This window comes from [Mannheimia] succiniciproducens MBEL55E (genome assembly GCF_000007745.1).
GTDB classification, from domain to species: domain Bacteria; phylum Pseudomonadota; class Gammaproteobacteria; order Enterobacterales; family Pasteurellaceae; genus Basfia; species Basfia succiniciproducens.
In genome coordinates this window covers 166,477-181,371 of record NC_006300.1, presented here as the reverse complement: position 1 = coordinate 181,371, position 14,895 = coordinate 166,477, and the positions used below count along the sequence as shown (strand labels likewise).

Annotated in this window: 13 protein-coding genes; 7 read left to right on the top strand and 6 right to left on the bottom strand. The window is 42.2% G+C overall.

All coding sequences use genetic code 11. The features are described 5' to 3' along the window. Positions 1-283 precede the first annotated feature (283 nt). From rplA to secE, 4 genes are all read right to left on the bottom strand, one after another. Positions 284-973, bottom strand: coding sequence for a 50S ribosomal protein L1 (gene rplA / locus MS_RS00960; RefSeq protein ID WP_011199390.1), 690 nt, complete (start codon positions 971-973; stop codon positions 284-286). A gap of 4 nt (positions 974-977) precedes the next feature. Further along, positions 978-1,406, bottom strand: coding sequence for a 50S ribosomal protein L11 (rplK, locus tag MS_RS00955; RefSeq protein WP_011199389.1), 429 nt, complete (start codon positions 1,404-1,406; stop codon positions 978-980). 221 nt (positions 1,407-1,627) lie between these two features. Then, the gene (nusG, locus tag MS_RS00950; RefSeq protein WP_011199387.1) at positions 1,628-2,182 is read right to left on the bottom strand and encodes a transcription termination/antitermination protein NusG; all 555 of its coding nucleotides are present in this window, start codon (positions 2,180-2,182) and stop codon (positions 1,628-1,630) included. Position 2,183: 1 nt separating this feature from the next. Then, complete coding sequence (gene secE, locus MS_RS00945) at positions 2,184-2,597, bottom strand: preprotein translocase subunit SecE (protein ID WP_011199386.1); 414 nt, start codon at positions 2,595-2,597, stop codon at positions 2,184-2,186. 198 nt (positions 2,598-2,795) lie between these two features. Here secE and MS_RS00940 point away from each other — a divergent pair, with 198 nt between their 5' ends. The 7 genes from MS_RS00940 to MS_RS00910 all read left to right on the top strand — a co-directional run bounded on the left by MS_RS00940 (position 2,796) and on the right by MS_RS00910 (position 10,182). Beyond that, entirely contained in the window at positions 2,796-3,512 is a 717-nt protein-coding gene (locus tag MS_RS00940) for a tRNA1(Val) (adenine(37)-N6)-methyltransferase (protein WP_041639465.1), read from the top strand. 387 nt (positions 3,513-3,899) lie between these two features. After that, the gene (locus MS_RS00935) at positions 3,900-4,883 is read left to right on the top strand and encodes a sugar phosphate isomerase/epimerase family protein (RefSeq protein WP_011199384.1); all 984 of its coding nucleotides are present in this window, start codon (positions 3,900-3,902) and stop codon (positions 4,881-4,883) included. Positions 4,884-4,928: 45 nt separating this feature from the next. After that, positions 4,929-5,972, top strand: coding sequence for a sugar ABC transporter substrate-binding protein (locus tag MS_RS00930; RefSeq protein ID WP_011199383.1), 1,044 nt, complete (start codon positions 4,929-4,931; stop codon positions 5,970-5,972). A 21-nt stretch (positions 5,973-5,993) separates the two neighbouring features. After that, a complete protein-coding gene (locus MS_RS00925) occupies positions 5,994-7,523 on the top strand; it encodes a sugar ABC transporter ATP-binding protein (protein ID WP_011199382.1) in 1,530 nt (509 codons plus the stop codon). Further along, entirely contained in the window at positions 7,510-8,442 is a 933-nt protein-coding gene (locus MS_RS00920) for an ABC transporter permease (RefSeq protein ID WP_011199381.1), read from the top strand. The genes MS_RS00925 and MS_RS00920 overlap by 14 nt, the downstream gene beginning before the upstream one ends. Positions 8,443-8,447: 5 nt before the next feature. Continuing rightward, positions 8,448-9,308, top strand: coding sequence for a MurR/RpiR family transcriptional regulator (locus MS_RS00915; protein ID WP_011199380.1), 861 nt, complete (start codon positions 8,448-8,450; stop codon positions 9,306-9,308). Between the two features lie 10 nt (positions 9,309-9,318). Beyond that, positions 9,319-10,182 carry a ribokinase gene (locus tag MS_RS00910; RefSeq protein WP_011199379.1) on the top strand — a complete coding sequence of 288 codons (864 nt, stop codon included), beginning with the start codon at positions 9,319-9,321 and terminating at the stop codon, positions 10,180-10,182. Positions 10,183-10,349: 167 nt separating this feature from the next. On the opposite strand, the gene gdhA is transcribed toward MS_RS00910, so the two are convergent. Both gdhA and rapA read right to left on the bottom strand, forming a co-directional pair. After that, positions 10,350-11,699 (bottom strand): NADP-specific glutamate dehydrogenase, encoded by a 1,350-nt coding sequence (gene gdhA / locus MS_RS00905; RefSeq protein WP_041639463.1) that lies wholly within the window; start codon positions 11,697-11,699, stop codon positions 10,350-10,352. A gap of 281 nt (positions 11,700-11,980) precedes the next feature. Further along, complete coding sequence (gene rapA / locus MS_RS00900; protein WP_011199377.1) at positions 11,981-14,884, bottom strand: RNA polymerase-associated protein RapA; 2,904 nt, start codon at positions 14,882-14,884, stop codon at positions 11,981-11,983. Between the last annotated feature and the right edge of the window lie 11 nt (positions 14,885-14,895).

Here is a 14,895-nt window from a genome sequence, read left to right as displayed (position 1 = left end):
TGAATACACTCCGATTGCTCGGAATTAAATTACCTAATACAAACCGCATTAGGACGACTTCGGTGTACAGAAGCAGAAAAATTCGTACTCTGTTCACCATCTACGTAGGATATTAAGAAAACTTAGTGAAAACTCACTGCGCTTTTTAAGCCGGCTTTCCCCTACGGTCTTGGACGGGGCTTGAAAAGGCAAGCACCAACCAGAAAATCATTTGTGATATTCACAAAATCAAGGCGTGGAATTATAAACATAACGCACGCCCTTGTAAAGATTTCAGCGTAAATTATAAGCTGTTTTGATCAACGGCAACGCCGGCACCCATCGTCGTAGAAATACTTACTTTCTTGATGAAGATACCTTTGGCAGTTGTCGGTTTAGCTTTCACTAACGCAGCTAATAAAGCTTGTAGGTTTTGCGTTAATGCTTCTGCTGAGAAGCTTGCTTTACCGATAGTTGTATGGATGATACCGTTTTTATCGTTACGGTAACGAACCTGACCGGATTTCGCGTTCTTAACCGCATCCGCTACGTTTGGCGTTACAGTACCTACTTTAGGGTTTGGCATTAAACCGCGAGGACCTAATACTTGACCTAATTGACCGACAACACGCATTGCGTCCGGAGATGCGATAACAACATCAAAGTTCATTTCGCCTTTTTTGATTTGTTCCGCTAAATCTTCCATACCGACTAAATCAGCACCTGCTTCTTTAGCTGCATCAGCGTTAGCGCCTTGAGTAAATACGGCAACACGTACTGAGCGACCAGTACCGTTTGGTAACACGGTTGCGCCACGAACGTTTTGGTCTGATTTACGCGGGTCGATACCTAAGTTCACCGCTACATCAACGCTTTCATCAAATTTTGCAGTCGCGAATTGTTTTAATACTGCGATTGCTTCGTTGATTTCATATGCTTTAGTAGAATCTACGCCAGCTTTGATTGCTTTCATTCTTTTAGTCAATTTAGCCATTGTATTATTCCTCTACTACTAAGCCCATTGAGCGAGCCGTACCAGCGATTGATTTCATTTTAGTTTCGATAGTTGCGCCTGTCATATCCGCCGCTTTAGTTTCAGCGATTTGACGAACTTGATCTAAAGTCACTTTACCCACTTTTTCTTTGTTCGGTTTACCTGAACCAGATTTAACGCCCGCAGCTTTTTTCAATAATACCGCCGCCGGTGGAGTTTTAGTTACGAAAGTGAATGAGCGGTCTGCGTAAACGGTAATAACGACAGGAATCGGTAAACCTTTTTCTAAGCTCTCTGTGCGAGCATTGAACGCTTTACAGAATTCCATGATGTTTACACCTTGTTGACCTAATGCCGGACCAACCGGTGGTGAAGGGTTAGCCATACCAGCTGCAACTTGCAACTTAACGTATGCTTGGACTTTTTTTGCCATTTTAAGTTTCCTCTAAGCGGGTGATAACGCCGAAATCGGCTCCCCGGTAATATTAAGCACATAAGCATAATGTGCTACACAAAAATATGAGCAAGTTCCCTCGCTCATAGTCAGGGTGCGGATTTTACTAAAAGTGCGGTGGATTTTCAAGCGATTTTTATAATAAAAAAGCAGGTTTTACACCTGCTCTTATTATAGAAAGATATTTACCAAAATCACGATTAACCGTTCGCTTTTTCCACTTGGCTGAACTCAAGCTCAACCGGTGTAGCTCGGCCAAAAATAGATACCGATACTTTAAGACGACCTTTTTCGTAATCCACCTCTTCAACGGTACCGTTAAAGTCGGCAAACGGACCTTCGGTAACGCGGACTTCTTCACCCGGTTGGAAGGTGTTTTTCGGGCGCGGTTTATCCGCATTTTCTTCAACACGGTTTAGAATCAGATCCGCCTCACGTTTACTGATTGGTAAAGGACGATCAGGCGTGCCGCCGATAAATCCCATAACACGAGGCACACTGCGCACTAAATGCCATGTATCGTCATTCATTTCCATTTCAACCAACACATAGCCGGGAAAGAATTTACGTTCGCTTTTACGGCGTTTACCAGCAACATTTTCAACCACTTCTTCGGTTGGTACCAACACTTCGCCGAATTGATCTTCCATGTGGTTTAATTTGATATATTCACGTAATGTAGTTGCAACACGACCTTCAAAACCTGAAAACGCCTGCAACACATACCAACGTTTTTTCACTGCTGTTTCTGTCATTTTAGAATCTCAAATCTGTTAAGAAATTAATGATTGATACGATGATACTATCAAAACCCCATAAAATAAGAGAGGTAAGAACAGTAACGCCAATTACAATTAACGTAGTTTGCATTGCTTCCGGGCGGGTCGGCCATACGATTCTTCTTAATTCGGTTCTTGATTCACCGAAGAATGCCAATGCAACTTTACCCTGATTGGTAACCGCTGCGATCCCGAGTGCAACTGCAAGTAACACAACAACCGCCACTACGCGAACCGCAGTAGAGAATTGTTCCGCATAATATACGTTTCCAAATGCCGCAACTGCGATAACGACAGCTACTAACACCCATAAAAAGGTATTTAAACCCTTTGATTTTTGCTCAACTTCTTCAGGAGCGTTTTTCTTCTTTTTGTCGATTGCTAAAGCCATAATTAACCCATGAATCCAATGTAAAAATTTGGGATGTTTTTGTGAACGAGGGATTGTAGCATTTAATTTTGATCTTTCATATTAAATTATGCGAATCCAATCGGATTTTTTCACGATCCGACTTGCCATAACAAGAAAGGCCGCCTAGAATACTGCGGACAAAATTTTCTGAATTTTTACCGCACTTTGACAACATTTATGAACAACAAAACAAAATCCGCCGGTTTTACCTTTAAACAATTCCATGTAAGCCACGATAAATGCGCCATGAAAGTAGGAACGGACGGTATTTTGCTTGGCGCTTGGGCAAGCCTGCAGGGCAACCGTTATTTGGATCTCGGTACGGGATCCGGCTTAATCGCTTTAATGTTGGCGCAGCGTACACAAACCGATTGTCATATTACGGGTGTTGAAATTGATCCCTCTGCATATCGACAAGCGACTGAAAACGTCCGTCAATCCCCTTGGGCGGATAAAATTCAGTTAGAGCAGCAAAACATCGTCGATTTTACCCGAACCTGCACGAAAAAATTCGATACCGTTTTGTCAAATCCGCCTTATTTCGAACAGGGTGTCGATTGTCGCGACAAACAGCGCGATACCGCCCGTTATACTCAAACATTAAGCCATTCGGATTGGTTAAACCTAGCGGCTGATTGCTTAACCAATACGGGCCGGATCCATTTAATTCTGCCTTATGCGGCAGGAAAAAATCTGCAAAAACAGACCGCACTTTTTTGCGCCCGTTGCTGTGAAGTAATCACTAAATCGGGCAAAATTCCGCAACGGTTACTACTCACTTTCAGCAAACAACCTTGTACAACAGAACAAAGCCGGCTTGTTGTCTATAATGAACAAAATCAATACACGGAACAGTTTATCGCGCTGACCCGGGATTTTTATCTGAATTTTTAATTTCCAAAAATCCATAAAAAACCACTGCACTTTAATTTAATTGATATGCGAACCTGACTTTTAAGTTACAGAGCAAAGTGCGGTTATTTTTCTGTCATTTTTTATAAGTGCTTTTTATAGTAGCCTAAAATATTATTTTCTTTTTCAACCTTCCGACATCATCTCATATTTTCAGCCAGTTAGAATATTTGAGACCGTTTTTGTCCGCTAACGGAAAGCGTTCAGCAGTTTTATTCCATTTTTATTACTTTTAAAATACAACTTTTAAATATTTTGTGAAGTTCTTCACAAAACCAAGATAAAGTACTTTACACATTTTTAATTAAAAGTATTTTACTTTACATTCTAATGCAAGATTAATTTTTAATGTAATAAGAGGAAAATAAAATGGAAAAATTACGCTTTGCTACACGTTTAAATTCTTTCGCATCAAAAGCACATAGTTATTGGCCTTCCATTAAAGGGAAACCTACTATTCGTCAAATGATTGAGAGAGCGTCAAAAGTTAAAGGGTTAACGGATGTCGATTTAAATTATCCTCAGCATTTAAATGAAGCACCGAAAGAATTAGGTAAATTTATTACAGACTGCGGATTAAACGTGAACGGAATGGCTATGCGTTATAGCACCAATCCGGAATTCCAGTTAGGTGCATTTACTCATCCTGATGAAAAAGTTCGTCGTGAAGCTATTGAGCTTACTAAACGCGGTATTGATTGCGGTCGTGAACTTGGTACCAATTTAATGACAATCTGGCTGGGACAGGATGGTTTTGATTATAGTTTCCAGGCTGATTACAACAAAATATGGGATGATTTAATTTATGCGTTCCGTGAAGTTGCCGAGTATGCCCCGGATTGTGATATCAGTATTGAGTATAAACCTAACGAACCCCGCTCCTTTAGTATTCTTCCCGACGTATCGACCACATTACTCGCTATTTCGGATATCGGTGCCAAAAATATAGGTGTGACTCTTGATTTTGCCCATGTGTTATATGCGGATGAAATGCCTGCTTTCGCCGCGGCGATGATTGCGCGACGAACAAAAATCATGGGATTACATCTTAATGACGGCTATCACAAACGTGATGACGGTTTAATGGTTGCGTCAGCAAATCCTAAGGCGACGTTAGAACTTATTTGGCAACTACGTAAAGCGGGTTTTGACGGAGCCTATTATTTCGACACATTCCCGGATGCCAGCGGTTTAGATCCGGTACATGAATGTGAAGTCAATATACAAACGGTTAATCAATTAGTGAAAATTGCAGACCAACTTAATTCGGTTGATCAATTGAATGTTGCCATCGCAAACCAAGATGCAGTGAGTAGCCAAGGGATTATTAATCAATTTTTACTCGGAAGATAATAATTTTCTTAATTTTTCTTTTCGACCTCAAAAAAGGAGTATCTCATGAGAAAATTTCTTAAAACCACTCTCGTTTCAGCCGTTTTTACATTCATGATTGGTTCCGCTTATGCGCAATTAACGCCTCTTAATTCGGATACGGAACAGGATCGGATTAACTGGACTGAGTTAGAAAGTAAGCTGGGTTCATTTCCGACACTTAAAGAAGGTTTAAAAATCGGCGGCGTATCAAAAACATTAACCAATGAATATTGGCGTTCTTTGGGTGAGGGTTATAAAAACTTTGCGGACAAACATAAGGTGTTTGTGGCTTATCAAGCGGCTGCCAATGAAGGTGATCAATTAGGACAGTTATCTATTGCCGAAACGATGATAACCGAAGGATACAGTGCGCTTTTATTTTCTCCGCAAACCGATGTGAACTTACAACCTGCGGCGGAAGTAGCCCAATCTAAAAACATTCCCGTTGTAAACGTAAACGATGCGGTAATGCCGACTGCAACGCATTACGTAGGAAACGTACAAAAAGATAATGGAGTGCGGGTTGCCAACTGGTTTATCGAACATAGTGCGGAAGGCGGTAAAGTTGCTGTGGTTGAAGGCCAGCCGGGTGTATTTGCAGCCAAACAACGTACGGAAGGTTTTACCGAAACTATTAATAAATCCGGCAAATTTGAAGTGGTTGCAAGTGTCCCTGCCAACTGGAGTCGTGAGCAGGCTTATAACGTAGCTATGACGATTTTACAACGTAATCCGGATTTAATCGGTTTCTATGTCAATAACGACGGTATGGCGTTAGGTGTTGTTGAAGCGGTTAAGGCTGCGAAACTACAAGGAAAAGTAGCGGTATTCGGAACCGATGGTATTTCCGACGCTTATAAATCTATTTTAGCGGGGGAATTAACGGGAACGGTGGATAGTTTCCCTGTATTAACCGGTGAAGTGGCAATGGAAGTGGTCTTACGTTTAACCGCAGGCCAAAAATTACCTCGTGTGGTAACGACGCCTCAGGCATTAATTACCTTAGAAAATGCAAAAACATATTCTGAGGCTGATGCAAAAACTATCCGGGAAATTTTATCTAAATAGAAAATGAAATAGGAGAGCGCTATGGCTACCGAACGTTTAAGTATGCGCAATATGACAAAGAAATATGGGACGGTGACGGTATTAGAAGATGTTTCTTTTAATGTTAAAGCCGGAGAGGTTCATGCTCTTATCGGTGAGAACGGAGCGGGAAAATCCACATTATTGAATTTGTTATCGGGAGTAAGAGACGCTACGGCGGGAGAAATTTATATTGACGGACAAAAAGTAAATATAAATTCTCCGAAAGCGGCTAAAGATTGCGGTATCGCAATGATACACCAAGAGCTACAAAATGTGCCTGAACTCTCCGTTTTTCAAAATATATTTTTGGGGCGTTCTTTAAAAAAGAATTTGGGTTTATTTGTGGATAAATCTAAAGAAAGTCAATTAGCCTTGGAAGTCTTAAAGAGTTTAGATCCTGGTATTGATCCGTCGGTTCCCATTAAGACGCTTAAAGTTGCACAGCAACAGATTGTTGAGATAGCGCGAGCTTTACTGGATAACGCCAAGATTATCGCAATGGACGAACCGACATCAAGTTTAACGCCGAGTGAGTTCGAACGTTTGGCCGAGTTGATTAAAGGACTGGCGAATAGCGGCGTTTCAATTATTTACGTATCGCACAAGATGGATGAAATATTCAAGGTGTGTGATCGTGCGACAATTCTCCGTGACGGACGTTTTATCGACTGTGTAAATATGTCCGAGCAAACGGAAGAAAGTATCGTAACCAAAATGGTCGGCCGTAAAATCGAAAAATTGACTCATATGAGTTATGCCACCGATGAAAAAATTTTAGAAGTACGCAATTTGGGCCGGGATAAAGCGGTAAAAGATATTAATTTTATTGCTCATAAAGGAGAGGTTGTCGGTATTTCGGGTTTAGTCGGCGCCGGTCGTACGGAATTATTCAGATTGATAGCGGGTTTAGATAAACCGACATCGGGAGAGATTCTTGTTGAAGGTAAAAGATTAAAATTAAACAGTGTGCGCGATTCAATCAAAATGGGAATAGGTCTGGTGCCGGAAGACCGGAAAAAAGAAGGTATTTTACGTGATCGCAGCGTATTGATTAATATTGCCATGCCTTCAATGGATCGATTTTCTCAAAACGGGTTTATTCGTAAGGATTATCTGGGCGCTGTTTCTCATCGGTTAATGATGGATCTAAATTTAAAACCCTTTGATTTAGAAAAAACGGTAGGGACTTTTAGCGGAGGAAATCAACAAAAAGTCATTATCGGCCGTTGGCTTGCGGCGGGGACCAAAATTTATCTCTTTGATGAACCTACGCGAGGTATAGATATTGGGACTAAATCTGAAATCTACAATTTAATTGAGAATTTAGCAAAAGCAGGAAATGTTATTTTAGTCGTTTCATCAGAAATGCCGGAAATTATTCGAGTATCTGACCGCGTATTAGTTATGAAGGAAGGCGCTATCACAGCCGAATTATGTGGTGGTGATATCAATGAAGAAAATATTGCCCAATATGCGATTGGACAAAATAAAATTAAGAATGAAGAGGGATTAAATTATGTCAGCAATTAAATTAAATGTGCGGGACGCAGGTACTCTTGTCGGGTTAGTGATTATTTTTGTGGTTTTCTCATTTTTATCCCCCGTATTTTTCACCGTACCGAATCTATTAAATATTCTGCAACAATCATCACTGAACGCAGCAATTGCACTTGGTATGACTTTAGTGATTATTTCCGCAGGAATTGATTTATCCGTCGGTCCCACCGCGGCATTGTCCGCAGTGCTTGGCGCCAGTTTAATGGTCTCCGGCGTTCCCGTTCCGATTGCGGTTTTAGGCGCCCTTTGTATCGGGTCTTTAGGCGGGCTTTTCAATGGCGTTTTAATAGCCTATGCCGGTTTGCAGCCTTTCATTGTTACATTAGGCAGTCTTTCTCTTTATCGAGCATTATCTTTGATTTATACTGGCGGCAATCCCATATTTGGTATCCCGGCGGAATTTAGAGCGTTTATGAACGGTTCTTTATTCGGTATTCCAAGCTCCATTTTAATTGTTGCAAGTATTGCATTGATTCTATGGGTAGTATTAAATAAAACCCCGTTGGGCGAATATATTTTTGCTGTCGGCGGTAATGAGGAAGCGGCTCGGGTTTGTAGCGTTCCTGTGGCAAAAACCAAAGTTGCGGTTTATATGATTTCCGGTTTTTTGGCTTCGGTTGCAGGTTTAGTACTCGTTGGCCGTCTTGGTGCGGCAGATCCTACCCTGGGTAATTTATGGGAGCTTGATGCTATTGCCGCCGCCGCAATCGGCGGAGCATCACTGATGGGGGGAAAAGGAAGCATTATAGGTACCATACTGGGTGCGGTTATTCTCGGCGCATTACGTAATGGTCTAACGCTGTTAAATATTCAGGCATTCTATCAATTACTCGCAACAGGTTTAATTATTATTGTGGCCATGTTAATTGATAGAGCAACAAGAGGTAAATAATTTCTATGGCTCAGATCGATCCAAAATCTATTGGCGCGCATATTCGGACTCGCAAACAACAATTAACCCCATTAGAACGCAAAGTTTTGGATTGTATTTTAGCTAAAAGCGATTTTGATGAAAAAACATCGCTAAAAGAAATCGCGACGGAAAATCAGGTTTCCGAAGCAATCGTTGTAAAAATTGCCAAAAAACTTGATTTTTCCGGTTACAGAGAATTCCGTTCGGGACTTGCTTATTACAAACAGCTGGAAGTGGCAAATTTACACAATGATATTTCAGCTGATGACACCGCGACACAGGTTATTAAAAAAGTATTTGAAACCTCTATTCAGGCTTTACAGGAAACCATGAGCATTCTTGATATAAGCGAATTTGAGCGATGTGTCAAAATATTGGTTGAAGCCGATCATATCGATTTGTTCGGTATCGGCGGTTCCGCTCAGATCGCAAAAGATATGGCCCATAAGTTTCTGAGAATCGGAATTAAAGCTTCGGTTTATGACGATTCTCATATGATGTTGATGGCAGGTGCGGTAAGTCATCCCGGAAATGTCGTTTTGGCAATTAGCCATTCGGGAACGACGATCGATGTCATCGAGCCTTTGCAGTTGGCGCGTCAAAACGGCGCTAAAACCATCGCTATTACAAATTATGCCATTTCGCCGATTGCCGAATGTGCGGATGTCGTTTTAACTTCGACTTCACAGGGTTCGTTATTATTAGGTGAAAATGCCGCAGCGCGTATCGCTCAGCTGAATATTTTAGATGCGCTCTATGTCGCCGTTGCCAAACAGAATCTCGATATCTCGGAAGATAATTTACGAAAAACACGCTATGCGGTTAAGCATAAGAGAACAAAATAAGGAGTAATCTATGCCCAATAAAGTCGTCGTCGTAGGTAGTTTGCATTATGATATTGTTGTTGAATCTACTCACCGCCCGGTTAAAGGCGAAACGGTTATTGGAAAGCGTTGGTACCCTAAATTTGGCGGTAAAGGAGGTAATCAGGCTGTTGCCGCGGCAAAAGCCGGATGCCGGGTATTTATGGTTAGTGCGGTTGGTCCCGATAATTTTGCACCATTTTTGCTGGAACATTTAAATAAATCGGGAGTAAATACCGATTTTGTGCAGAAAATTAGCGGAGTCGGCTCCGGAATGAGCGTTGCTATTATGGATAGTGAGGGCGATTACGGCGCTGTTGTTGTCTCGGGTTCTAATTTAGAGATAGATATTAATCGCCTAGATAATGAAACGCTGTGGGATAACGCTAAAATGCTTATTTTACAAAATGAAGTTTCTGATAGTATCAATTTTGAAGCCGCCAAACGGGCAAGCAGACGCCATATACCCGTTTGTTTAAATGCGGCGCCCGCCAAAAAATTATCTGCAGAGTTTACTAAACTGATTGATATTTTGATTGTGAATGCGGTGGAAGCGGAAGCTATGTGCGGATTATCCGTTAATAGTCTGGATTCGGCTTTACAGGCCGCCCTTAAATTATCGCAGGATTTTTCTCGCGTTATCGTCACCGCCGGCGGTGACGGTGTTGCCTATGCGGATAAAGAATCAAATGGAAAAATAGCTTCTATCAAGGTTAAATTAATCAGTACTCTCGGTGCCGGCGATTGCTTTGTAGGCCATTTATGCACAGCACTCAGTGAAAATAATACATTGCGCGATGCCGTTGCGTATGCAAACCAAAAAGCGGCGGAACACGTATCAACCGTACAAGAGTAAGCCGTATTAGAGATAACTTAAACTTATTGATCATCTGGAGAGTTGGCAACACTGATTTACGGAAAACTGGTTTTGCTGATATGAAACAAGATTTATGAGAAAAACCACCGCACTTTAAACGCCAAAGTGCGGTGGATAATTTCAAAGTTTCCGTTTAAGGAATAGCTTTAATATACGCCTTGCGCAAGCATTGCATCCGCTACTTTCACGAAACCTGCGATGTTGGCGCCCGCTACGTAGTTAATATTGCCGTTTGCATCCGTACCGTATTTTTTGCAGTTCGCATGAATATCTAACATAATATTGTGTAATTTTTGATCCACTTCTTCCGCGCTCCAGAATAAACGTTGCGAACTCTGTGCCATTTCAAGGCCTGAAGTTGCTACACCGCCGGCATTTGCCGCTTTACCCGGCGCAAATAATACGCCTGCCGCCTGTAATGCTTCGGTCGCTTCAATAGTTGTCGGCATATTTGCACCTTCCGCTACCAATTGCACGCCGTTGGCAATTAATTTTTGCGCATCGGTAAGTTCCAATTCGTTTTGGGTTGCACATGGTAAAGCGATATCCACTTTCACACCCCACGGACGTTCGCCCGGGAAGTATTGCAAGCCGAATTGTTCTGCGTAATCTTTCACACGACCGCGTTTTACATTCTTGATGTCTAATAATGCCGCTAATTTTTCAGTGGTGAAACCCGCTTCATCATACACATAACCGGCACTGTCCGAACAGGTTACTACTTTCGCACCTAATTGAAGAGCCTTTTCGATGGCGTATTGGGCAACGTTACCGGAACCGGATACAGAAACGGTTTTACCTTGGAAACTATCACCTTTTTCCGCCAACATTGCTTGAGCAAAGTAAACTAAGCCGTAACCTGTCGCTTCCGGACGGATTAAGCTGCCGCCGAATGACAGACCGCGTCCGGTGAATACGCAAGCGGCCTGGTTAGATAATTTTTTCATGTAGCCGGCAAGATAACCCACTTCACGACCGCCAACACCGATGTCGCCTGCCGGCACGTCTGTATCCGGACCGATATGGCGATATAATTCGGCTACCAACGCCTGACAGAAACGCATAACTTCCGCATCGGATTTACCTTTCGGATCGAAATCCGAACCGCCTTTACCACCGCCCATCGGCAAGGTTGTTAAGGCATTTTTAAAAATTTGTTCAAAACCTAAGAATTTTAAGATAGATAAGTTCACTGACGGGTGGAAACGCATACCGCCTTTGTACGGACCGATAGCACTACTGAACTGAACGCGAAATGCGCGGTTTACCTGCACTTGACCTTTATCGTCTGTCCAAGCCACACGGAATTGGAATGCACGCTCAGGTTCAACCAAACGTTCTAATAATGCTTGTGAACGATATTGCGGATTTGCTTCCAAAAACGGCCAAATAGAAGTAAACACTTCACGCACCGCCTGCAGGAATTCAGGTTGGTTACCGTCACGTTGTGCAACTAATGATAAAAAGTCTTCTAGAGATGATACTGTGCTGGACATAAGCTTTCCTCTTATTAGTAATATTGTTAATGTTTGCAAATTATGTTTTTGTGTTGAGATTAATATGCAACAATTTCGAATAAAAATACAAATATTTTTTTAAAAATTTATAACTTTATTAAATATATTAAATGATATTTAATTTTTAATCCGTATTTTTATATTTCATTCAACAGACAGAAACCAATTCTCTCACTTGCCCGTTTCTAACTAGTTTGAGTTAATAAAAAAGCTATTTTCTTGTTATCGGAAAATAGCTTTTTATAATTTATTAATAATGCCTATTCTTTATTGCTGACAATAACCCGTAACGAATCCAGCCGCCAATTGGCTTGATCCAGTTGTGTCAAAGACTGTTCGCGGATCTGCGCTAAAATATCAATTTCATCCTGACGGATATTTTTATTCACCGCTTTTAGGGCGTTCAAACGATCAAGTTCCGCGCTTAATGTCTGATCCGCTTTTTGTTTTGCGCTTTGAATGATTTCCCGTGCCTGTTCGGCAATATGTTTATCGCCGCCGGCAATCAATCGTTCAATATTAGGTCGGATCATTTTTGCCATTTTATTTGCCATATTTCTCTTTACCGGACGTAATTGTTTTTCCAGAGCCTGAAAAGAAACCTGCGCGGCTAAATTATTACCTTTTGCATCAAGCAACAAACGCACCGGCGTAGGCGGTAGGAACCGGGTTAACTGCAAACCTTTCGGCGATTGGCTTTCCACCACATAAATAAGCTCCAGCAACAAAGTTCCCGGCGGTAAGGATTTATTAATTAACAAAGACACCGCTGTTTTGCCGATATCGCCTGAAGTAATCAAATCAATACCGTTGGTGACAATAGGATGATCCCAGGTTAAAAATTCTAACTCTTCACGGGCAAGCGAAAGCCGGCGATCAAAGGTCACTGTTACGCCTTCTTCTTTTAACCCGGGGAAATCAGGCACTAACATTGTGCTTGCGGGTATAATCGCAATGGACTTCTCACCTAAATCTTCTTGTTCTATACCGATAACATCAAATAAATTCAGTACAAAATTCACCAATGCAGTGGAATTATCTTCGTCTGCAATATGTTCCGCCAATTTTTGCGCCCGTTCGCCGCCGTTGGAATTTAATTCCAATAGACGGTCACGTCCGTTTTCCAGTTCCTGTTTCAGCACCTGTTGTCGTTTACGGGTTTGCGCTACAAATTCCTCAAAGCCGTCTAATTGTGTCGGATTTTTCACAAAATTTTTTAATTTTTCACCGCACTCTGTAAAAATCGTCATTCCCATCGGGCAGGTTTCTTCAAAAGCATTCAAGCCTTCGTGATACCAACGCGCCAGTACTACTTGCGGCGTGTCGGCAAAACAAGGCGTGTGAATCCGAATATCCCGGGTTTGTCCGATACGGTCTAAACGTCCGATACATTGTTCTAATAAATCGGGATTATCCGGTAGATTAAACAACACTAAATGGCAGGCAAACTGGAAATTGCGCCCTTCGGAACCGATACTTGAGCTTAATAGAACCTGTGCGCCTTCCTCCTGTAGAGCAAAGTAAGCGGATGCTCTATCCCGCTCCACAATCGACATGTTTTCATGAAAAACCGCACTGCGAATGGCCTCTTTTTCCCGCAACGCCTGCTCAAGCTGAATAGCCGTATTCGCATGACGACAAATAACCAACACTTTTTCCTCACGGTGATTTTTCAGAAACGTAATCAGCCATTCCAGGCGGGGATCAAATTCCCACCATTTTGCTTCAGGGTTCATTTTCTGGAAAATCTGCTCCGGATAAAACAATCCGTCACCAATTTCTTCCCCTAACAAATTCATCACTTTCACCGCATTGACGTATTGTTTAGGCATTTCCACAGTCACCTGATTATATATGCGATGAGGAAATCCTTTTACCCCCTGACGCGTGTTGCGAAACAATATGCGGCTGGTACCGTGACGATCCACTAAATTATCAATTAATTCTTGACGCGCTTGCAGACGTTCGCTTTCCTCTGCCATTGAATTAATGACTTTAAATAAAGGTTCGACGTCTTGTTCTTCCAACAAATCGGCAATGGCATTTTGTTCTGCCGTATTCAGCGGTTTTTCATTTAATAAGGTTTGTACCGCTTCCGCCACCGGCTGATAATTTTTCTGTTCCGCCACAAAGGCATCGTAATTATAAAATCTGTCCGGATCTAACAAAGCAAGGCGGGCAAAATGGCTTTCTTGCCCGAGCTGTTCCGGTGTGGCGGTTAATAGTAATATCGCCGGAATTCTGCGGGATAATTGTTCCACCACCTGATATGCCATGCTTGGTTGTCGTTCCGACCAAACCAAATGATGAGCCTCATCCACAATCAGCATATCAAATTCAGCCTGTAAAATTTGTTGCGCCCGTTTCGGTTGGGCAACGATCCAGTCTAACGAACAAATAATCAGGTTTTCGCTCTCGAAAGGATTGCGTTCTTCATCATATTCGTTAGCGGCAAAGTCCGCCGCCCGTTCCTCATCAAATAAAGAAAAGTGCAAATTAAAACGACGGAGCATTTCCACCAACCATTGGTGCTGTAAGGTTTCCGGTACAATAATCAATACTCGTTCAACTTTGCCGGCAAAAAGCTGCTGTTGCAAAATCATGCCCGCTTCAATGGTTTTTCCCAACCCCACCTCGTCGGCTAACAGCACGCGCGGATTCACACGGCGCCCCACTTCGTTGGCAATATGCAATTGATGGGGAATCAAGCCCGCCCGAATGCCGCGCAATCCCCGTAACGGCGATTGAAATTGCGCCTGTTGCTGCTGAAGCGCATGGTAACGTAAAGTAAAACGGTCGCTACGATCAATTTGCGCGCCAAACAGGCGCTCCTGCGGCTTGCTAAACGAAATTTTGTGAGCCAGATCCATTTCTCTCAATACCGCTTCTTCCTGCGTATCAAGGCGAATAGTCAAATAAATCAATACGCCGTTATTTTCCGTTACATCAATAATCTGTGCTTTCCAGCCCTCATGATGAACGACGGTATCCCCTTTTTGAAACTCCACCCTTGTTAACGGCGCGGCTGCTAATGCGTACACACGTTGTTCATCCGATGCGGGAAATAAAATTGTTACCGTACGGTTATCCATACCCACAATAACGCCTAATCCCAGGTCATTCTCACTCTCACTAATCCAACGTTGACCAACGGCAAACGACATAATTCTCCAAC